Annotated in this window: 22 protein-coding genes; 11 read left to right on the forward strand and 11 right to left on the reverse strand. The window is 69.8% G+C overall.

Annotated elements, in window-relative coordinates:
* Window positions 1–6: 6 nt before the first annotated feature.
* Genes D0T12_RS27680 through D0T12_RS27690 form a run of 3 tightly spaced genes read right to left on the reverse strand, consistent with a single transcriptional unit; the run spans window position 7 to window position 3,391 of the window.
* Window positions 7–1,170, reverse strand: a complete 1,164-nt coding sequence (locus tag D0T12_RS27680; protein ID WP_117403055.1) for a glycosyltransferase — start codon at window positions 1,168–1,170, stop codon at window positions 7–9.
* Window positions 1,167–2,627 (reverse strand): phytoene desaturase family protein, encoded by a 1,461-nt coding sequence (locus D0T12_RS27685; protein WP_233526319.1) that lies wholly within the window; start codon window positions 2,625–2,627, stop codon window positions 1,167–1,169. The genes D0T12_RS27680 and D0T12_RS27685 overlap by 4 nt, the downstream gene beginning before the upstream one ends.
* A complete protein-coding gene (locus D0T12_RS27690) occupies window positions 2,624–3,391 on the reverse strand; it encodes a carotenoid biosynthesis protein (RefSeq protein ID WP_233526320.1) in 768 nt (255 codons plus the stop codon). Before D0T12_RS27690 ends, D0T12_RS27685 begins: the two co-directional genes overlap by 4 nt.
* Window positions 3,392–3,640: 249 nt before the next feature.
* Here D0T12_RS27690 and D0T12_RS27695 point away from each other — a divergent pair, with 249 nt between their 5' ends.
* The 6 genes from D0T12_RS27695 (at window position 3,641) to D0T12_RS27720 (ending at window position 9,243) form a co-directional block, all read left to right on the forward strand.
* Window positions 3,641–4,102, forward strand: a complete 462-nt coding sequence (locus tag D0T12_RS27695; protein WP_117403059.1) for an SRPBCC domain-containing protein — start codon at window positions 3,641–3,643, stop codon at window positions 4,100–4,102.
* On the forward strand, window positions 4,099–4,455 hold the full coding sequence (locus tag D0T12_RS27700; protein ID WP_117403062.1) for an ArsR/SmtB family transcription factor: 357 nt from the start codon (window positions 4,099–4,101) through the stop codon (window positions 4,453–4,455). Before D0T12_RS27695 ends, D0T12_RS27700 begins: the two co-directional genes overlap by 4 nt.
* Before the next feature lie 257 nt (window positions 4,456–4,712).
* Entirely contained in the window at window positions 4,713–5,345 is a 633-nt protein-coding gene (locus tag D0T12_RS27705; RefSeq protein WP_117403063.1) for a hypothetical protein, read from the forward strand.
* The gene (locus D0T12_RS27710; RefSeq protein ID WP_117403065.1) at window positions 5,338–6,663 is read left to right on the forward strand and encodes a radical SAM protein; all 1,326 of its coding nucleotides are present in this window, start codon (window positions 5,338–5,340) and stop codon (window positions 6,661–6,663) included. The genes D0T12_RS27705 and D0T12_RS27710 overlap by 8 nt, the downstream gene beginning before the upstream one ends.
* Before the next feature lie 3 nt (window positions 6,664–6,666).
* A complete protein-coding gene (locus D0T12_RS27715; RefSeq protein ID WP_117403067.1) occupies window positions 6,667–7,707 on the forward strand; it encodes an SUMF1/EgtB/PvdO family nonheme iron enzyme in 1,041 nt (346 codons plus the stop codon).
* Window positions 7,708–7,818: 111 nt separating this feature from the next.
* Window positions 7,819–9,243: a serine/threonine-protein kinase gene (locus D0T12_RS27720; protein ID WP_158581650.1), complete on the forward strand. Its 1,425-nt coding sequence runs from the start codon at window positions 7,819–7,821 to the stop codon at window positions 9,241–9,243.
* Window positions 9,244–9,248: 5 nt separating this feature from the next.
* On the opposite strand, the gene D0T12_RS27725 is transcribed toward D0T12_RS27720, so the two are convergent.
* The 3 genes from D0T12_RS27725 to D0T12_RS27735 form a co-directional block, all read right to left on the reverse strand.
* A complete protein-coding gene (locus tag D0T12_RS27725; RefSeq protein WP_233526321.1) occupies window positions 9,249–10,718 on the reverse strand; it encodes an SDR family oxidoreductase in 1,470 nt (489 codons plus the stop codon).
* 8 nt (window positions 10,719–10,726) lie between these two features.
* Window positions 10,727–10,987 (reverse strand): hypothetical protein, encoded by a 261-nt coding sequence (locus D0T12_RS27730; RefSeq protein ID WP_233526322.1) that lies wholly within the window; start codon window positions 10,985–10,987, stop codon window positions 10,727–10,729.
* 115 nt (window positions 10,988–11,102) lie between these two features.
* The gene (locus D0T12_RS27735) at window positions 11,103–11,516 is read right to left on the reverse strand and encodes a hypothetical protein (protein ID WP_199487747.1); all 414 of its coding nucleotides are present in this window, start codon (window positions 11,514–11,516) and stop codon (window positions 11,103–11,105) included.
* A 67-nt stretch (window positions 11,517–11,583) separates the two neighbouring features.
* Here D0T12_RS27735 and D0T12_RS27740 point away from each other — a divergent pair, with 67 nt between their 5' ends.
* Window positions 11,584–11,817 carry a hypervirulence associated TUDOR domain-containing protein gene (locus tag D0T12_RS27740; RefSeq protein WP_117403075.1) on the forward strand — a complete coding sequence of 78 codons (234 nt, stop codon included), beginning with the start codon at window positions 11,584–11,586 and terminating at the stop codon, window positions 11,815–11,817.
* On the forward strand, window positions 11,814–12,146 hold the full coding sequence (locus D0T12_RS27745) for a DUF3140 domain-containing protein (protein WP_117403077.1): 333 nt from the start codon (window positions 11,814–11,816) through the stop codon (window positions 12,144–12,146). Before D0T12_RS27740 ends, D0T12_RS27745 begins: the two co-directional genes overlap by 4 nt.
* 19 nt (window positions 12,147–12,165) lie before the next feature.
* Here the strand turns inward: D0T12_RS27745 and D0T12_RS27750 are convergent, their stop codons facing one another.
* Entirely contained in the window at window positions 12,166–12,828 is a 663-nt protein-coding gene (locus D0T12_RS27750) for a DUF1990 family protein (protein ID WP_117403078.1), read from the reverse strand.
* Entirely contained in the window at window positions 12,825–14,261 is a 1,437-nt protein-coding gene (locus tag D0T12_RS27755; protein ID WP_158581651.1) for a DUF1990 family protein, read from the reverse strand. The genes D0T12_RS27750 and D0T12_RS27755 overlap by 4 nt, the downstream gene beginning before the upstream one ends.
* A gap of 159 nt (window positions 14,262–14,420) precedes the next feature.
* On the opposite strand from D0T12_RS27755, the gene D0T12_RS27760 reads away from it, so the two are divergent.
* Window positions 14,421–15,422, forward strand: a complete 1,002-nt coding sequence (locus D0T12_RS27760; protein ID WP_117403082.1) for a hypothetical protein — start codon at window positions 14,421–14,423, stop codon at window positions 15,420–15,422.
* 12 nt (window positions 15,423–15,434) lie between these two features.
* Here the strand turns inward: D0T12_RS27760 and D0T12_RS27765 are convergent, their stop codons facing one another.
* The 3 genes from D0T12_RS27765 to D0T12_RS27775 all read right to left on the reverse strand — a co-directional run bounded on the left by D0T12_RS27765 (window position 15,435) and on the right by D0T12_RS27775 (window position 18,423).
* A complete protein-coding gene (locus tag D0T12_RS27765; RefSeq protein ID WP_117403084.1) occupies window positions 15,435–16,415 on the reverse strand; it encodes an NAD(P)-dependent alcohol dehydrogenase in 981 nt (326 codons plus the stop codon).
* 123 nt (window positions 16,416–16,538) lie between these two features.
* Window positions 16,539–17,249: a TetR/AcrR family transcriptional regulator C-terminal domain-containing protein gene (locus D0T12_RS27770; protein WP_199487748.1), complete on the reverse strand. Its 711-nt coding sequence runs from the start codon at window positions 17,247–17,249 to the stop codon at window positions 16,539–16,541.
* A 67-nt stretch (window positions 17,250–17,316) separates the two neighbouring features.
* Window positions 17,317–18,423 carry an NAD(P)/FAD-dependent oxidoreductase gene (locus D0T12_RS27775; protein ID WP_117403085.1) on the reverse strand — a complete coding sequence of 369 codons (1,107 nt, stop codon included), beginning with the start codon at window positions 18,421–18,423 and terminating at the stop codon, window positions 17,317–17,319.
* A gap of 76 nt (window positions 18,424–18,499) precedes the next feature.
* Between D0T12_RS27775 and D0T12_RS35575 the strand changes: the two genes are divergently transcribed.
* Window positions 18,500–18,724, forward strand: a complete 225-nt coding sequence (locus D0T12_RS35575; protein WP_158581652.1) for a hypothetical protein — start codon at window positions 18,500–18,502, stop codon at window positions 18,722–18,724.
* A 37-nt stretch (window positions 18,725–18,761) separates the two neighbouring features.
* Window positions 18,762–19,478 (forward strand): class I SAM-dependent methyltransferase, encoded by a 717-nt coding sequence (locus D0T12_RS27785; RefSeq protein WP_117403089.1) that lies wholly within the window; start codon window positions 18,762–18,764, stop codon window positions 19,476–19,478.
* Window positions 19,479–19,976 lie beyond the last annotated feature (498 nt).

Below are 19,976 nucleotides of genomic sequence, written 5' to 3' on the forward strand. Positions count from 1 at the left end.
TGACCTTCATCGGCGCACGCTTCGGTCAGGCCGCCCTCGCCGAGCGAACGCGGCGCCGCCTTCAGGACGTGGACGTCCGGAAGAGCCGCTCCCGGGTCGGTCGTAGGCGCGGCCACGCCAGGTTCGGGCGGGGCGCAGCACGGACAGTGTCAACCGGACGGCGGTGACCGGGTCCAGCAGCGGCGAGAGCAGAAGCCCTGGGCCCGGGGTGCTGTAGCTGCCGCGCAGGGGGAGCGTGAGCAGGAGCCGCTGCCCGAGGAGGGCCAGGTCCAGTGGGGTGGGACGTCCGGCGAGCAGGCGCAGCATCGGCAACGCCATGGTCAGCCATACCGCCGCCAGATCACCGGCTAGGCCGATCGGTGAGGTCACGTCCCGCAACGCAATGGAACGTCCCCATTCGCGCCACACGTCCGCTGTGCCGGTGTGCATGTCGACTTCCAGGAGCGCGCCCGCGTCGACGAAGGTGACCCGCCAGCCGTCGCGTGCCAGTAGCCGTCCCAGTGCCACATCATCGGTGAGATGGCCGCGTACCCGGGCGAACCCGTCGGCCCGCGTCATCGCGTCCTTGCGGAAGGCCAGACATTGACCGTTGAGCAGGAGGCGTCGGGGAGTGCGTGCGGCCGGGCCGATCGGACCGAACCGGTACACCAACGTGGCCAGGAAGGACGCGTGCAGCGCTTGTTCCGTCGCGTTCTCGGTGATGAAGCGGGGGCCGGCGCTGATCAGGTCACAGTCGTTCAGTAGGTCGGCGAGCGCCGTGCACAAGCCGTTCTTGGGGCGGGCGTCCGCGTCCAGCAGGACGATGACGGGTCCTGCTGCGGCTTGGACTCCTTGGTGCAGCGCCCACTGTTTACCCACCCATCCGGCAGGTGGTTCCGTGCCGGCGAGGACGGTCGCGCCCAGATCGGCGGCCACTCGCGCAGTGCCGTCGCGTGACTGGTCGTCGACGACGATCACTTCCCGTACCGCCGGATCGGCCAGCAGCGGCGCCACGCACTCCCGGATCCGCGGCTCTTCGTTCCGGGCGGGGATCACCACCGAGATCGGCCCCGCCGGGCGTGGGCGCGGGCGCGGAGCCGCGGTCAGGGGCGGTGGACGGTTCCGTCCGCGCGCCAACCGGGCCGCCACCACCAGCGCCGCGACCGTCTGGGCGGCGGTCGACGCCCTCACGACCGCGCTCCGGCCCGCCCCGACCGAACGGCCGGAAAGTCCTCCTCGACCAGGCGGGCCACGATACGGCCGCTCATCGCCACCAGCGGGAGACCGCCCCCGGGGTGCACCGAACCGCCCACCAGGTACAGGCCACGGCGAGGCCCTCGGTTGCCCGGACGGCGCAGCGGCGCCAAACGTCCCCTGGACGCGGCGCCGTAGATCGCTCCGCCCCAGGACCCGTACCGGTCCCGCAGGTCGGCGGGCGTGAGAAGGTCCACGAACCGCAGCCGTCCCGACAGGTCGTGGCCCCGCCGCGCCAACCGCTCCAGCACCAGGTCACGGTACGTTTCCGGGGCCATCGGCCACCGTGCCGGATCGCCCGCCGGGACGTTGATCAGCATCGTCTGGTTCTCCGCGCCGGGCGGCGCCTGGGACGCGTCGTCCACCGCCGAACACCCGATGTACACGGTCGGGTCCTCCGGCGGGATCCGGCGCCGGAAGATGTCGTCGAACTCCCGCCGGTAGTCGCCCGAGAAGATCACGGAATGGTGCGGCAGCCCTTCGGTCCGGCCGTCCACGCCCGCGACCATCAGGAAACCCGAGGACGACAGGCCGAGTCCGGCGATCCGCCGCAGCCGTCGACGGTCGGGCAGCAGCCGGCCGTACAGGGCCGCCGCGTCGGCGTTCACGACCACCGCGTCCGCCGTGTCGTGTTCTCCGGACGCCAGCATCACGCCCCGAACCGTTGAGTCATCGGCCAAGACCTGCGTGACGGGGCTGTTGGTGTGGACGTCCACACCCGCGTCGCCCAGCAGGGCCGCCAGGTCGTCCGCCAGCCGGGGCAACCCGCCCGGGACGTACCAGCCGCCGGAACCGTGCTCGAGCGCCGGAATGCAGCCCAGCGCGGCGGGCGCCCAGTAGGGGCTCGACCCCGCGTACGTGGCGTAGCGCCCGACGTACTGCCACAGTCTCGGGTCGTCGAAGAACCGGCGGGCCAGGCCGTGCAGCGTGCGTCCCGGCGCGACCGCCAGCAGGTCGCCGGGGTGGCCGTCCGAGGGCCCGCGGCCGATGGGGCCCGCGAAGAACGTCCGCCGCGACACCTCGAAGCACCGGCGCGCCCACGCGTAGAAGGCGCGCCATGCCGCGCCCTGCCCCGGCGACAGCCGCTCCACCTCGGCGGCCATCCGGTCTGGGTCGCGGTAGGCGCGCAGGACCGATCCGTCCGCGAACCGGTAGCGGCACAGCTCGTCCAGGACGACGGCTTCCCGCGCGACGCCGAGTTCCCGGAACACGTCCGGCAGCGTGAGCAGCGACGGCCCGAGTGAGAAGGTGAACCCGTCGCGTGTGTGCTCGGCGAGTTTGCCGCCGAGGCGGCCCCGCTGCTCGTACAGCCGGACGTGGTGACCTGCCCGTGCCAGCAGCAGCGCGGCGACCATGCCACCGACCCCGCCGCCGACCACGATCACCTCGGTCATCGGCCCTCCCGTCCGGTCGTCCGCCGGTGCCCGGCGGCCCGTCGCCTCGCCGTCAGCACCGCCGCGGGGATCGCGAACGCGCCCATCGCCGTCCCACCGGCCACCGCGACGAGCGGGTCGCGCGGCTCGAACACCGCCGCGAACGCCAGCGTCTCCATCGCCGCCATCAGCGCGTAGGTCGCCACGAGCCCCGCCGCGACGTCCCGTTCCGCACCGGCGATCGACTCGACCGCGCCCATCAGCAGCGCCGACACCGCCAGCCATCCGGCGAAATTGGTGGCGGGCACTCCCCGGTACACCCCGCCGCGCGCCCATCTCCACAAGCCGAGCCGCATCATCTGCGGATCGAGGAACACGTCCCAGGCCGTGAGCGCCGAGGCGCCGACCGCCACCCGCGTCCACCGTCGCCCGTCGGGGACGAGCGTCGCCGCGACCGCGTGCGACGCCAGGCCCATGCCCGCCCATGCCGCCGCGACCGTCACCGGGACACCGCCCACCTGCGGGCGGAGAACCTTCGTGTAGGAGTACCGTCCGAAGGGCACGCCCGTCCGGACGCCCACCCACTCCGCCGCGTATCCCAAGGCCAGTGCCGCGCCCACGGCTTTCACCGCCCGTACGGCGCCGATGCGCGCGGCGGCGAAGCATCCCGCGCCGGCGGTCAGCAGGCCCACCACCGGTGTCGTCCACCGCACCGGATCGGGCCGCACCCCGGACGCGACCTGCGCCGCGACCATGGACACCAGACAACCGACCCCCAACGCCACGAAGGGGTTCGAACCGTCATCGGAACTCGCTGAAGCGCGGGGGCGACGCCGCGATCTCAATCCCACACCTGCCCTTTCGGAGCCGATCGGCCGGGGCGCGATCGGGAACCACACGTTGGCGCGCTACCCGAAGCGGCGCGTCCCACACGACCGACGTGCGCGAGGCGTGCTTCACGCAACCAAAGGTTGCACATACCGGGCCGCGTCGACTACGTTGATGTGCAACCGATAGTTGCAGAAGGGACGGGCATGGAATACGCGACGATCGAACGGGAGATCCACATCGACGCCTCGCCCGAGGTCGTCTTCGAGGTGGTCAGCAGCCCCCGGCACCTGCGCGAATGGTGGACGGACGAGGCGGAGTTCCCCTCGGAGGTCGGAGGAACCGGGCGAATCGGCTTCGGGACGGAGGAGCAGGAACGCACCTGGTTGCAGTTCACCGTCGTCGAGGCCGTCCCGTCACGGCGGTTCTCCTTCCGGTGGACCCACCCGGAGGGAGAACCCGCCGCCCAGGACAACTCGATGCTGGTGGTCTTCGAGATCGAACCGTCGGGGAGCGGGTCGCTGCTGCGGATGACCGAGAGCGGCTTCCGTGAGCGCGGCTGGGATGAGGCGAAGGTCGCCGCCCACTACGCCGACCACGTCAGCGGCTGGGACCATCACCTGCCGCAGCTGACGGTGTACGCCGCGAAGGTGGCAGCGGGCGCATGAGCCTGGCCGTTGACGACGACCTGTGGTCGGCGATCGGGGATCCGACCCGGCGCCGGATGCTCGATCTACTGCTGAGCGAGGGCGGCGGAACGGCGACCAGCCTGAGCGAGCATCTGCCGGTGACCCGTCAGGCGGTGGCCAAGCATCTGGCCGTCCTCGACCGGGTAGGCCTGGTGCACGTCTCCACGGCGGGGCGCGAGCGACGGTTCCGCGTCGATCACGCCCGGCTCGCCGTCGCCGTCGACCAGATGACCGACGTCGGCGCGGCTTGGGACGCCCGCCTCCGGCGCATCCGGCGTATCGCCGAGACGATCCAGCGCCGCAGGGACAGCGAGACCGAGAAGGAACAATAAAGGGGGGCACGGAAATGGCAGATATCCTTCACCGCATCGGGTGAACGAGGCGCTCACCCACGCTGGACGCCCAACGATGTGCAGATCAGCGATTGGCACTGACCTGATCACATCCCGCTGTCTGGGCTGAATCGCCACGACGCCCCGACCGATCGAGCCGCGGCGCGGGCATTCTCGACAGCGTGGAGATTCCGCCGACGCCGCCGCCGGCCCGGCGAGTTCATTAGGGTGGTCTCCGTCGAACGAACGGGGCTCTGATGGACGAACGCGAACTCAAGCTGAACTCGTTGTCGCGCTACTCGAAGTCGTCAGCGATGTACGTGCTGGAGGAGTACGGGCACTGTGAAGTTCCCGCGGGCTGCGGCGGTGTCGTTCTGCGGTGGCGAAATCCACGGAACGGCGTTCCTCTACGGATGTGGCTCTACACGAACGGTGACGCCGAGATGTATCTGGACGGGGACCCGCCGCCCTCGGGGATACCGGTGATCTCGTTCGGGGAGCATGTGCTGGCGTTGGAACTCGCCTTGGCCGATCCGGCTTACACGGTGCTGAACTTCGCCGCGTTCTTCCCTCCCGACCAGCCCAGGGTGCGTGTCACCGGTCCGGACGAGCCGCGTGTCTCCATCGTGTCCGCCGCGGACGGGACGTGGAAGTACACCGTCCGCGAACCCGGCGACGGCTGGAAATCGAGTGGTTTCGACGACTCGACATGGAGTTCCATGGTCGCCAACGATGAGTTGCAGCCGCCAGAGGACCCCCAACGGAACATGGGCGAATATCGGTACGAGGCCGCGCAGCGTCAGGGCGGCGCCGGGCTCGGTGTGTCCGAGGCGGCCACGCGGGTCTGGATCCGCAAGACCTTCGAACTGACCGGGGGCGGCGATGTCTGAGCGGCGTGCCCCACTGGTTCTCATCCCGGAGTACTTCGGCTGCCTGGTGTTCGACCGTCGAACGTCCCGGTACTTGCCGTTCGACGCCGAGACCACGGCCGTACTGCGCGGCTTGCGTGACCGTCCGATCGACCGGCTCATTGAGGAAGAGGCCGACGACGAACGCCACGACCGTCTTCTGCGTTTCTTCGAGCACTTCGACGAACTCGGCTTCTTCACACCGGACGGACGTTTCGCCGGGACGGTCCTCGACGGCGTCGAAGTGCCGTCCGACCATCTGACCGGGCCTCTCGCCGTCCATCTGGAGGTCATCGCGTCCTGCAATCTCGGCTGCACCCACTGCTTCGCGGGTGACCTGCCGCGCCGCGAGAAGCGGCTCACCCTGGACGAGATCGACGGGCTGTTCGCGCAGATGGCGAGGCTGGGCAGCTACCGCCTCGGCCTGACCGGCGGCGAACCGCTGCTCCGCAAGGACCTCTTCCAGATCATCGACCTGGCGCTCGGCCACGGCCTGGCGCCCTGCGTCACCACCAACGGGCTGCTGATCACGGACGAGATCGCCCGCGAGTTCGGTAAGCGCGAACTGGTGTGGCTGAACGTCAGCCTGGAGGGCGCCACCGCCGAGACCAACGACGCGGTGCGCGGCGAGGGCACCTACGCCAAGGTCATGGACCGGCTCGCGGTGCTGCGCCGCCACTCCCGCTTCACCCTCGCCTTCACGATCATGAAGTCGAACCTCGCGGAGATCGAGGACTGCGCACGGCTCGCGCACGAGGTCGGCGCCGACACCGCGGTGTTCCGCCCCCTGTATCCCGTGGGCGTCGCGTCCCGGCACATGGATCTGATGCCGACGTTCGCCGAGTACAGCACCGCGCTGAACCAGCTCGCCTCGATGGAGGCGAACGCGCCGATGTCCCTGCACCACATCGACCCGTTCAGTCCGCGGGCACGGACGGAGACGCAGTCGGTCATCCAGCAGAACTACGGCTGCGGGGCGGGAAACCTCGTCTGCTCGATCTCGGTTTCGGGCGAGGTCAACCCGTGCGGCTTCCTCGGCCCCGGGTTCGTGGCGGCGAACATACGCGACACCTCCCTCGCGGAGATCTGGCACCGCAGCACGGGCTTCCAGGAGATCCGCGCGCTGCCGTCCACGGAACCGGACGGCGGCGCCGCGTTCGCCGGGGGCTGCCGCGCCCGCGCGCTGGTGCTCAACGGATCGGTCAACGCCCCCGACCCCTGGATCCTCGACCACGCCGGTTCCAGCGCGCGCAATCCCCTCGTCATTCTGGACGTCAACGCGGGCGGGACGTGCTGCTGAGCCATGGACCGGCGACGACTCCTCACCCAGGCCCGCGAACTGGAGGCGGCCGGCGAACTCCGCGACGCCGCGTCCCGCTACGACCAGGCGTACGCGCTGAACCCCGCCGACCCCGAGGTCGCCCAGGCCCGCGCCGCGCTGCTCGACCGGATGGCGGTCACCGAACACGGCATCCGTTTCCGCTACATCCCCGCCGGGACGTTCCAGATGGGCTCCTCGAACGGCGACCCGGACGAGAACCCCGTCCACGAGGTGCGGCTCGGCGACATCTGGATGGCAGAAACCCCGGTGAGCTGGTGGACCTTCTGCGATCTCATGGGCTGGGCACTACCCCCCGAAGGAATCCCGCCGGAAGGGAACACCGACGACCGCCACCGGTTCGCCCTGCACATCGAGAACCAGATCCGCTGGCAGTACTGCGAGGACACCACCACCCGCGCCACCGACTGGCACGCCCACAACCCCAACCTCGTATTCTCCCTTGGCGGGGAGAACGTGGACCCGGCGGAATTCTTCGGCAGAGTGCCCCGCGACCACACGGCTCCATGGAGCTACGAACTCAAACCCATGGTCGGGGTCTCCTGGACGACCGCCGCGGAACTCGGCGAGCGACTGTCGGACGACCGAGTCGAATACCGCCTTCCCACCGAGGCGGAATGGGAACGCGCCGCACGCGGCGGGCTGTCCGGCCACCGCTATCCGTGGGGCGAGGAGCCGCCCACGGCCGAGCGATGCGACTTCCAGCGCTTTAACGACTTCGCGATCCGCCCGATGAAGGACACCCCGCCCAACGGCTACGGCCTGTACGGAATGGCGGGCTCGGTCTGGGAATGGACGTCCGACTGGTACGACGCCGAGTACTACGGGAACTCGCCCGCAGATGACCCACAGGGCCCGTCCGAAGGCACTGAACGCGTCCTGCGAGGCGGCTCCTGGGCCGACTGCGCCGACGCGGTCACCGTCTCCTTCCGCATGTCCCGCCCACCCGACGAGTCGTTCACCCCCAACATCGGCTTCCGCCTCTGCCGCCGACCCCTCCGGTAAGCCTCCCCCGCGTCCGCGACCGATGGTGCGGTGGGGTGGGGGGTCGTAGATTGGAGTCGGATCTCTGGCGGGTCCGGCTCGATGCCGGGGGATGCGGGCGGGCGGTACCGAGTGCTGGTCGAGGATGCGGTGATCGCGGGTCGCTACCGGGTGGTCGAGCTGCTGGGCGAGGGCGCCATGGGGCAGGTTTGGCGGGGCGAGGATCTCCGGCTGGAACGTCCCGTGGCGGTCAAGGTGCTGCAACCGCATCTGATGCACGGTTCCCTCCGGGAGCAGGCGCTGGCGCGGTTCGCGCGGGAGGGACGGGCCGCGGCGCGGCTGACGCACCGCAACATCGCCAGCGTCCATGATGTCGGCGAGCACGCCGGGCTGCCCTTTCTGGTGCTGGAGTACCTGCACGGTCCGGACCTGAAGAGACTGCTGGACCGTCACCCTGGCGGGCTCCCGATCGAGCAGGTCCTGGAATTCGGGGCGCAGGCGGCGGAGGGCCTGGCCGCCGCGCACGCGGGCGGCATCGTGCACCGCGACATCAAGCCCCACAACCTGATGCTCACCGCCGACGGCACCGTGAAGATCTGCGACTTCGGGATCGCCCGGCTGCGCGACGCCACCAGCGGTCTGACCGGCGGCGCCACGATCGGCACCGTGGCGTACATGGCGCCCGAGCAGCTCACGGGCGAGCGCGTCGACCATCGGACCGATCTGTACGCGTTGGGGGCGACGGTCTTCCAGTTACTGACGGGCCGCCATGTCTTCACCGGCGATGATGTCCGCTCGGTGATCGCGCAACATCTCGCGGCGGCACCGCCACCGGTCCGCACCCTGAGGTCCGACGCGCCTTCCGAGTTGGAGACCTACCTTCGGGCCCTGCTGGCCAAGGAGCCGGATCAACGCCCCCGGGACGCGGCCACCGTCGCGGAGCACCTGCACGACCTGTGGCGTCGGCGCGCCGATCCCGATCATCCGGTCAACGCCCTGTCGGCCCGTCTCACCCAGGCCATCGAGCACGGCAAGGCCGGTCGCCACGAAGTCGCCGCCACCCTCCTGCAGAACCTGGTGTCGGACTGTCAGCGCCTTCTCGGCCCCGAACACCCCTGGGTTCTGACCTGCCGGGAGAGTTTCGCCTTCTGGACGGGCAAAGCCGGAGATCCCGCCAAGGCACGCCTCCTGTTCGCCCATCTCCTGCACGACCATGAACGCCTTTTCGGCCCCGAACACCCCGGCACCCTGTACGTCCGCAATCACCTCGCCTACTGGACGGGGAGGACCGGGGACTTCACCAGCGCACGCGACCAGTTCGCCTATCTCCTTCCCCTCCAGGAACGTGTCCTCGGCCCCGAACACCTCAACACCCTGAACACCCGAAGTAATCTCGCCGACTGGACGGGGAAGGCCGGGGACTCCACCGGCGCACGCGACCAGTACGACCTACTCTTGCCTGTTCACGAACGCCTTCTTGGTGCTGAACACCCCGATACCGTCAAGATTCGCAATCACCTCGCCCACTGGACGCGCCGGGCCAGGGAGGGGCGCTGAGACCCTCAAGGGGGCGTCTGTTCGGCCGCGTGGGTGATGTTGTGGCACATTCGGTTGAAGATCCGGTTGTGGAAGGGGCGGAACGTCCACCAGTAGGCGTGGCCCGCCAGTCCTCGGGGGTGGAAGAGCGCACGTTGGTTCAGGACGGCGCGGCCGTTCTCGTCGGAGACTCGCAGTTCGAGCCAGGCGAGGCCGGGTAGGCGCATTTCGGCGCGTAGTCGCAGGAGGGTGTTCGTTTCGATTTCCTCTACGCGCCAGAAGTCGACGGTTTCTCCGATGCGGAGTCGGCGCGGGTCCCGGCGGCCGCGTCGTAGGCCCACGCCCCCGACCAGGCGGTCGAGGACGCCCCGTGCCCGCCAGGCGATCGGGAAGGAGTACCAGCCGTGTTTGCCGCCGATTCCCTCGATGACCTCCCAGAGCCGTTCTGGTGGAGCGTCCGCCCGGCATGTGCGGTCGTCGGTGTAGAGGGTGCCGCCGGCCCAGTCCGGGTCTGTCGGCAGCGGATCGCTCGGGGCGCCGGGGACGCCGGCCGATGACCAGCGTGTGGTGACGTCCGCCTGCTGGACCCGGCGCAGGGCGAGCGCGACCGAACGGTCGAAGCCGATCGGTCCGTCCGGTGGTGGAGGGACGTACCGGGCGATGTCGTTCTCGGTGCAGACGACCTCGTTGCGCAGCGACTCCACCAGGGGGCGCGCGAGGCCGCCCGGGACCGGGGTGATGCCTCCCACCCACAGGCTCGACAGCGCGGGGCTCAGTACCGGGACCGGGACGATGAGCCGCCGCTTCAACCCGGCCACGGCGGCGTACCGGCGCATCATGTCGGCGTAGGTGAGGACGTCCGGGCCGCCGATGTCGAAGCCGCGGTTCACGTCGGCGGGCAGGTCCGCGGACGCCACCAGATAGTGCAGGACGTCCCGGATCGCTATCGGCTGGATCCGGGTGTGCACCCACCGCGGGGTGACCATGATCGGCAAGCGCTCGGTGAGGTAGCGCAGCATCTCGAACGACGCCGAGCCCGAGCCGATGATCACCGCGGCGCGCAGCCACACCGTGGGCGGCCCGTGGTCCAGCATGATCCGGCCGACCTCGGCGCGGGACCGCAGGTGCGGGGACAGTTCCTCGTCCGGGTCCATGCCGCCGAGGTAGACGAGCCGCCTGACCTTGGCGTCCCGTGCCGCGTCGGCGAAGGTGCGGGCGGCGCGGCGGTCGTTCTCGGCGAAGCCGCCGGCGCCGCCGATCGCGTGGATCAGGTAGTAGGCGACGTCGACGCCGTCGAGCGCGCGCCGGGTCGCCTCCGGGTCGGTGGCGTCGGCCTCGACGATCTCCACCCGTCCGGCCCAGGGGTGGTCGCGGAGCCGCCGCGCCGAACGGGCCATGCATCGCACGCGGTGACCGGCGTCCAGCAGCTCGGGGACCAGCCGACCCCCGATGTAGCCGCTGGCCCCCGTCACCAGGCACAGGTCACGGTGGTTCACGACCGGTGCTAGCGCATCGCCGCCGAGTGGCTGATCCTCTCGCCGGGCGCCTCGTGTTGGTCGTAGGCCCTTTCCTCTTCGTCCCGCATCTCCTCCATGCGCAGGGCGATGCCCATCGCGAAGAAGGTCGGGGCCCATTCGCCGACGAAGATGCCCCACCGGTCGGCGCGTTCGAGCCCGGCCGACTCCAGCCGGTTCGACGCGGCCCAGGAGGCGAACGCCAGGCCGATCGAGGCGATGCCGGCCGTGTACATGAAGGTGGACTTCATGCCCCGTTTATGCAGTGTGTGAATCATTTTTCCTCCCTTGTCGGAACCGCCCTACCCGGCGCTGACCTGCACAAGCGTGCGGCGGCCGGGTTTCGCGGTGGCGGGACGGAATCGCCTACCGGGGAGCCGACACCGCGCCCTGGAGCCGGTCCGCGACGGCGGACGGATCGGCGAGGGTCAGCGTCAGGCCGGGGTGGCGCAGCCGTCCCGTCGGCTCCGCGCCGGGGACGGGCCGGTGGAAGCGAACGCACACGCCCCGCTCGGTGCCGGTGCCGAACGTCAGCCCGCGGTCGGCCCACGACACGCGGACGCCGATGGCCTTCCACGCCTGGTAGGGGCCGGTCACCTCGGCGCCGGCGACGTTGTCCAGCGTCGTCCGCACGCGCCACGGGCCGAAACGCACCAGCAGTTCGTCGGACGCGATCACCAGCCCGCAGGTGGACGGGCGGATGCCCAGCAACGCCAGCGGGCGGAGCAGGCGGTGGTCGAAGGCGAACTCATAGCGTTCCCCATCGGTCTCCGAAGACATGACAACTCCTCGTTGATCAGGTGTTTTAGGGTGACTACCCCGCTGGGCGGCGGGTACCGCCCGCCGCATGACCGGCAAACGCGACAAAGATCCCGACGTCGGTGACGAGGTGACGTGGCGCAGCCACGGCTCCACGGCCGAGGGTCGGGTGGAAGAGAAGATCACTGACCGGCGGGAGGCGGCGGGACGCACCGTGGCGGCCTCGCCCGAGGAACCGCAGTACGTCGTGCGCAGCGAGAAGAGCGGCAAGAAGGCCGCGCACAAGGGTTCGGCGCTGAAGAAACGGAAGCGATCGAAGTGAGCGGCGACGACCGGGAGGACGTGGCGGCGGAGTTCGACAGGGCCGTCAACATGACCCCGAAGGAGCTGGAGCGGTGGCTGGCGACCGAGGAGTCGCGGTCGGTCGGGCAGAAGGACGGCGGCGATGAGTCGACCGGCCACGCGTCCGGCCGCAAGATCGTCGAGCTGCTGCGGGCCAGGAAGACGGACCTGACCGAGCAGGACTACGCGCACATGAACAAGGTGGTGGGCTACGTCCATCGCCACCTGGCCCAACGGCCGTCCGGGGACGTGAAGGAGACCAAGTGGCGCTATTCGCTCATGAACTGGGGCCACGATCCCCTCAAGTGAGACGCGTCGTTTCGTCGGCTCAGCCGGGCTTCTGTTCGAGGGCCTGCTTTCGCGTGGCGAGTTCGGCGGCCGTCAGAACCCTCATCCGCTTACATGCCCGCCTGTAGAACCTGACCTGCGTGGCCCGTCCGAACAGGATGAAGCCCAGCCGGACGATGGGGTTCGGAATGGGCGCCCGTTGCGAGAAGCCGTGCACGTGGAATTCGACCTCTCCCGTGTCGAGCCACTTGCGGACTTCCTGGTCCATCTGGCCGCGTTCGAGGTGCCCTTGCAGCGTCCGGTAGTTCCAGCCCCATACCCGGGCCCGGCGCCCGTTCTGTTCGATGTATCCGTCGACGACGCCTCCGACGCGCAGCCCGAGGTAGAAGCGCAACCCGTAGAAGCGACCTTCGAGCAGCATGTTCCGTCCCGGCTCGGGAGGGCCTGAACGGCAGATCTCCCGGATGATGCCGGGATCGGCGTACTGATAGTCCCGGACGAGGTCACAGGCGACCTCCCAGCTCCCTCCGGGCACCGGCGGGCCGGGCGGTTCCGGGGGCAGCGGCTGCCGGTAGTCGTCGACGTTCCAGCCGCTTTCCGCACGGTTCAGGTCGTGCCGGTTCGGGTCGAAGTTGAGGGGAAGCCGGTGCAGTTCGGGGTGCAGCCGCTGCATCCGGCGCTGGACTCGCAGGCTCCTTCTCATGGGGCCGTCTTCTCCGACCGGCGATGCCGCTCAGGCTGGGGAGATCCGGCTTTGCCGGCGATTCGCTGCACGGTCGTATAGGTGAACCCGCGCACCTGCTGGAAGACCCCCGCCGGGCTCAACCCGTGAATGGGATGCTGAGCCGGGTTGAAACGCATCGGCGCGTTGTCGTCGTTCAGCGCGGGTCCGTGGAGTCGCAGTTCGCCGAATCGCTGCCAGGCGCCGAATTCGGTCGACACCACCAGGTCCAGCCGCAGCGGCCGTTCTTCTATGGCGTGGGCCAGTGTCGGGAGGTCGGCGGGGAAGATTCGGGGCTGCCGGGCGACCGCGCCCAGCAGGATCCGCCGGTCACCGGCCCGGTAAGCCAGGAGGGATCCGTAGAAAGTCGGGCTCCACCTGGTCGCGGGCTTCAGCAAATGGCGGCCCCAACGGCTCCGTCCGGTCGTGGCGAGCAGCAGTTCCGCGGGGGCTTCCGGTTCCGTTTCTCCGTCCCGCGGCTGCTGCCATCGCAGGGCCAGGCCCAGTATGTCCGGCAGCGGGTGCGGCCAGCCGACCGCGCGGGAAAGGCGCACGTGGCCGGGTAGTTCCGCGCGATCGTCCAGCAACGGAATTCCCCAGCGCTCGGACGTCCCGTGCAAGGCGAGGGTGGCGTCGAAGACGAGGCCCCGGGGATGCAGGGGACGATTCCGCAGCCGCGTCGCCAGGGCGAATCCTCGCGTGAACACCGGGGTGAGCGCGCGGACCATGAGTTGTCGCGGCCCGAAGTCAGGCACTTCCGTCCGTTCGGTCAGGACTTCCACCTCACCGACCATGCGGCCACCGGACATCTCGACGACGCGGTTGCAGAAGTGCGACCACATGTGCAGCTGCATCTCCCGCGCGATGCCGACCTTCGCATAGAGGATCTCCGCGAGCCGGTCACCGCTGCGCGCCCAGGACTCGATCGTGAACTCCACGCCGTTCTCCGCGACGTCCCGCGCCCGGAACTCGATCTCACCGGCTTCCAGGTGGCCGCGCAGCGTCGCGAACCGGAACGATTTCGGTGTCTGCTCCACCACCCGGACCGGGCAGTCCCACGGCCCCGGCATGTGGACGACGTACTCGTCCCCCATCGCCAGGAGCTCGGCGGCTCCGGAGGTCTTGTCGAAGACGGCGACCTCCACCGGTGACGCGGCGTTGAGATCGGCGCCCAGGCGGTTGATCAGCTGCGTCGCGGTCACCGGGCTGTCATCGATCCGGACCGTGTAACGCCGCTGGTAGATCGCGCCGACGCCCTGCCGCGAGTCCTGCACGCCATCGCCGCCGTGGCGCGGAACCCGCTCGACCTCCGACACCACATCCTCGCGGAGCCGTCGCCGCGACACCCGGCGGGACCGCCGCACCCACCGCCACACGGCGATGCCCATGCCCGCGGGCCAACGCGCCGCACGCACGCGCCGTCGCCACCTCACTCGCACGGCGCCCTCCATGTTGCCCTCGCGTCCGGTGCCCCACCGCGCCGGACGGGCAGGCCCTTACCCCTCCTGCCAGGGCCGAACCGCGGTCCCTGAAACGCGTTGCCGGTGCCGCCCGGCGGGGGCGATGATCGCGCCATGGAACTCGACTGGGGATATTTCCGTGGCGTGTACGAAGACCTGCTCGACCATCAGAACGACGTCGCGGCACGTCAGGAGTATCTGATCGGTCAGCAGCGGACGGCGTCCGCCCACCTGGCCGAGTTGGCGCCGCTCCGCACCCGGGAGCGGATCCCCCCGGGCGGATACAGCGGGGACGACGAGCAGCTCTGGCGGATCATGAAGCTGTACGCGCTGAGCCGGGTCAGCGACCAACTGATCGAGTCGTTCTGTCCGGAAGGGGTACCGCCCCGAGGATTCGGTGTCACCGGAGGACGTGCCGTCATCGAGGGCAGTGTCACCCACCGGATTCGCGGCGGGGCGGGGGCCGAGGGCGCCCCCGGCTGGATCGGTCCTCGCAGGCTGGACCCTGCCGGACGGGACGTGTACACGCGTTTCCTCACCGGGATCGGGTTGACCCCGTTCGAGCACGCCGAGGCGTTCTCGCCGTTCCATCACGAGATCTTCGCCGTGGTGCAGGACCCCGCCGCGACGAGCGTGATCCTGGAGGAGGTGCTGTGGCCCGGCTTCTGGTTCGGTGATCTGCTGTTCAGCCGTGCCGGTGTGCGGGTTCGGGCGCCACGCCACCTGGTGGACGCCTCCGTGGCCACGTCCTCGACGCTGTACTTCACGTTCTGCCGCGTGCCGCGTCCGACCAACGACATGTCGCACGGGTGGGGTTCCAACTCGCAGTGGCGCACGAGCTTCCCCCGCTTCTACTCCGACGCGGACGGCCTGCACCTGAACTGGGACGGTGAAGTGGACATCGGCGCGGACCCGCCGGTACGCCCGGCTGACATGCTCGACGACCCGGCCCCGCTGGACGAGCGCCGCGAACTGTTGCTGCACCGCTGTTTCGTCCGCAGCGCACTGCCGGAGGACGAGGACGACCGGTATCCCTTCGACGACAGGCTCAGCCTCACCACAGCGGAGTGGCCCCTACGTCCCGAGTCGATCGTGCATGTGCCCTGGGCGAAGTGAACGGTCGAAGGATCAGAAGGTGATGACGACCTTGCCTCGCGCGTGGCCGCGTTCGAGGTAGCGCAGTGCGTCGGGGATCTGGTCGAACGGGTAGGTGCGGTCGATGACGGGTGTGAGTCGGCCTTCTTCCATGAGTTCGGCCAGGAGGCGCAGGTCTTCCGAGTTGGGCTTCCAGTGGACGGTACGGACGCGCTGGCTGACGAACGGGGAGGCCAGGGCCCCGAGCAACACCTGCGCCGCCGGGCCGAGCAGCGCACCGCGACCCGAGTCGATGCCGCCGACGATCACGAGCGTGCCGCGCGAGGTCAGGGGGCGTCGCAGTCGCGCCAGTGAACGGTTGCCCACGTTGTCCATGAGCAGGTCGTACCGGCCCTTCCGTTCTGTGAAGTTCTCGCGGGTGTAGTCCATGACGTGGTCCGCGCCCAGGGAACGGACCAGTTCGATGTTGCGGGTACTGCACACGCCGGTGACCTCGGCTCCGAACGTCTTGGCGAGTTGGACGGCGAACGTGCCGACGCCACCGGACGCGCCGTTGACGAGAACCCGCTGCCCGGCGGAGACGCGCCCGACGTCCCGCAGGCCCTGGAGCGCGGTGTGCGCGGACATCGACACCGACGCCGCCTGCTCGAAGGTGAGACCGGCCGGTTTGACGGCGAGCCTATTCTGCGGGACGGCGACCCGTTCGGCGAACGAGCCCAACCGGACCTCCCCGAAGACCTCGTCGCCGACGCTCAGCCCCGTCACCCCGGCGCCCACCCGCTCGATCACCCCGGCGAGGTCGGCGCCGGGAACCAGGCCCGGCCTCGGTCGCCGCAGGCCGATGCTGAGCCGGACCAGCTTCGGGTCGGCCGCCACGTGACGCCAGTCGTAGGGGTTGACGGACGCCGCCCGCGTCCGCACGAGCACCTCGTCCGGACCGATGGCGGGTTCGTCGACGTCCTTGAGGGTCAGCACGTCGGGTGGGCCGTAGCGGTCCCAGCTCCAGGCTTTCATGGCCACTTCCTCCCGGCGGACGTCCCCGCCCGTCGTACGGCGTAAGGTTGTCATACACCGTAAGGCTATCGTACGCCGTAAGGGAGTCAAGGGCCCCGCTGGTGATCTGCGGAGCGCTCAGCGTCACTGACCAGCGGCTCTGCGCCGCTCCAGCCCTTCGAGGATCAGGTCGAGCGCGAACTCGAACTCGAACTGGTCGTCACAGAAGCCCAGGGAGCCGTCCGGGTCATGTCGGACGGCCTCCGCCAACATCCCGACGATGTGGGGGAACCGATCGGCCAGCTGTTCCATGGCCGCCTCGACGTCGATGTTCTGCGCGGCGTCGGGCTGGAACAGCTCCTGCGTGAACCCCAGGGCGCGGCTGCCCAGCACATGCAAAGCCCGGTGCGCCAGATCGTAGGAGAACCCGCCCGCCCGGAGCACGGCGACGACGTGGTCGTAGTAGGCGATCACGATCGGGCTCGTCGTGGTGCGGCTTTCGAGGATCTGCGGCGCCCAGCGGTGACGCAGGAAGACCTCCCGGGCGGCGAGGACCCGCGCACGCAGCGCGGCCTGCCAGTCCTGTTCCGCGGGCGGAGCCTCGACCCCTTCCACCGCCGCCATGACCTCTTCGAGGATCACCTCGACGATGCCGTCGAACACGGCCTCCTTGTTGGCGACGTGGTGATAGAGCGACATCGCCTCGGCCCCGACCTCCTGCGCGAGGCGGCGCATGGTGAGCGAACCGGGGCCGTCACGGTCGACGAGTTCCACGGCCGCGCGCAACACCCGCCTGCGGCTCAACGGGATGCGTGGCCGCTCGGTCACCTCGTCGGCGTCGGTCCGTAGAGTCATGGATCGTCCTCCCGACGCACCCTACCCGTACAAGGTAAGCCTCAGCCGCCGGTCGGTGCGGTGAGGATCAGAATCGCTCGAACCGGTACGGGGACAGGGTCTCGCTCTGATCGTCGCCGAGGGCCTCGGCCGCGACCAGGTCACCGGCGTGCAGGCACAGGGTCGCGCCGCTGTGGGACACGGCGAAATGGAAGTTCGGCAGCTCGACCGCCCGTCCCAGCACCGGCAGACCGTCGCTCGGAATGGGCCGTTCACCCACCCGGACGCTTTCCACGGTGGCGCCCTTCATCCCCGGGTAGAGCGCGCCGCTCGCCTCAAGCAGTCGCTCGACCGCCGAAGAAGGGACGGTGAGCTCACCGGTGTCGGACACCCGCACGGCTTCGTCCAGTTCGGGGGTGTGCAGCAGGAGCCGTCCGGCGCCGTCCGGGCGCAGATGAACGTGCGGCGCGTGGATCACCCGGGACGCCGACACCGCCACCGGCGAGGTGTAGGCGAGCACACCCCGGGTGTTGCGCATCGGCAGGGTCAGCCCGGCGAGTTCGGCGAGGCGACCCGCCTGCGGCCCCGCGCAGTTCACCACGGCGTCCGCGGAGAGTCGCCGCCCCGAGGCGAGGTGGACGGTCCGTACCGTCCCGCCGCTGGTTTCAAGGTGCGTGACCGGGTCGTTCCGGACCAGTTCTGCACCGGCCGACACCGCGTTCGCGAGCAGATGGGCGATCAGAGGGGTCGGCTCGATCCAGCCCTCACGCGGGAAGTAGGCGATCTCGTCCGCGGGCAGGGCCGCGGGGTCGAGGTCGGGTTCCAGACGAAGCGCTTCCGCGCGGCTGAGCCAGCGCGCCTCGTACCCGTAGTTCAGGACGCCCGCGACCTTGTCGCGTAGTGCCCCGAGACGGGCGCCTTCCGCCCACGCCAGGTTCCCGCTCTCGTGGTACCAGTCGCTGTCGGGTACGGCGGCGGCCAGTCTCCGATGGGCCTCCATGCCCGCGACGTTCAGATCGTGATACGCCCGTGGCTGCTTGCCGCAGGAATTGGTCCAGGAGAACGTCGCGCCGGAGGTGCCGCCCGCCGGGGCACCGGCCTCCACGACGACGACACGGGCACCCCGCCGCGTCAACGAGGCGCTCACCGCCGCGCCATAGAGGCCCGCGCCCACGACCACCGCACTCGCCGCCATAAGATCACCTTGACCGAACGAACGAGGCCGCGCAAGGCCCACCCTGACCGGGCGCGGTCCCGACTCAGTCCAGGTTATGGCGCGGCTGAGCTTCTCCCAGCGTGTCAGGTCGCCTCAGCGGCGGGTCGGCACTGTCGAGAACCTCCAGGACGGCCCGCGCCGCCTTTCGCGGGTCACCGGGTTGGGTGCCGTCCATCCCGTCGACCATCGCGCGGGTTCGCTCGCGGACGTGCCCGCGGTCCACCAACTGCTCGCCGAAGGCCGGGGCGAGGGCAAGTACGTCGCCCGCGTCCAGGGGTGAACGCCCGGACGAGCGCCGTCGGAAGTACCCTTGGCCGGTGTTCTCGTCTCACGGGCCGTCCCTGCGCGAACTGGCGATCCAGGCGTTGTCCTCGGTCGAGCACGGCTACGACCTGCTCGCGCCGAAGTTCGACCACACGCCTTTCCGCACACCCGACGGCATCCTGGACGCGACCGCCGACGCGCTGCGCCCGCTCGGGCCGTTCGACCACGGGTTGGACGTGTGCTGCGGTACCGGCGCGGGCCTGGGGGTCCTCGAACCGCTGTGCCAGGGACGGGTCACAGGCATCGACTTCAGTGCGGGCATGCTCGCGCAGGCGCGCGAGGCGCACCCGGACGCCCATCGGGTGCGGGCCGACGCTCGGGCGCTGCCGTTCGCCGACGCCTTCGACCTCGCCGTCACCTTCGGGGCGCTCGGACACTTCCTGCCCGCCGAACGCCCGGCGCTCTTCTCCGGTGTGTACCGCGCGCTGCGGCCCGGCGGCCTGTTCGCCTTCCCGATCGGCGCGCCACAACCCCTCACGTCGGGCTGGTACTGGGCCCTGCTCGGATTCGACGTGGCCATGCGGATCCGGAACGCCGTGTGGCGCCCCCCGTTCGTCATGTACTACCGCACCTGCCCGCTCGGTGCCGTCCGCGACGACCTGGCGGCAGCCGGTTTCACCGTGACGACGGTCCCGTTGAAGGCCCTGGGCCAGCGCGGCGACGGAAGCCCCCGGTACCGGCTCGTCCTGGCGCGCAAGACTTCCGCCTGACCTGTCTTCGGACGGGACGGCAGGTCCGTTCGTGAGTCTGATGTTCGCCGTCCACCCGGCCGCCACCACGTGGCCACCGCTGTCTGGACCGTGCCATTTCCTCCCGGCGGGTGCGCGGGATGTGGACATCCCGAAACGCTTCACAGAACAATGACCGGTCGGCGATATGCACGCTCCTACCGGCACGACGGCAGGACCGTAAGTGATCCGCAAGAATCGCGACGTGATCGGCCTGAGTCGGACGTCATGATCTTCATGGCGACACAGGTCATGCTCAGCGGTATCCATTTTCCCTGGTCGGCCCCGAGGTTCCGCGAGCCCGAGCCGCTGGGCCTTCGGGCCTCCCGCCGCGAATATCACGATGCAAAATTCAGAACACTTCCGCCCTTCTAGGGCGAGGGCCTCATTCCGGCCATGTCATCCTCCGGACAGTACTGGTGATCTGCTCGACAATCGATTAGCATCGGATGCTCAGGAATGGCGCGAACCATAGGTGTC

This window comes from Actinomadura spongiicola (assembly GCF_003432485.1).
Lineage (GTDB): Bacteria > Actinomycetota > Actinomycetes > Streptosporangiales > Streptosporangiaceae > Spirillospora > Spirillospora spongiicola.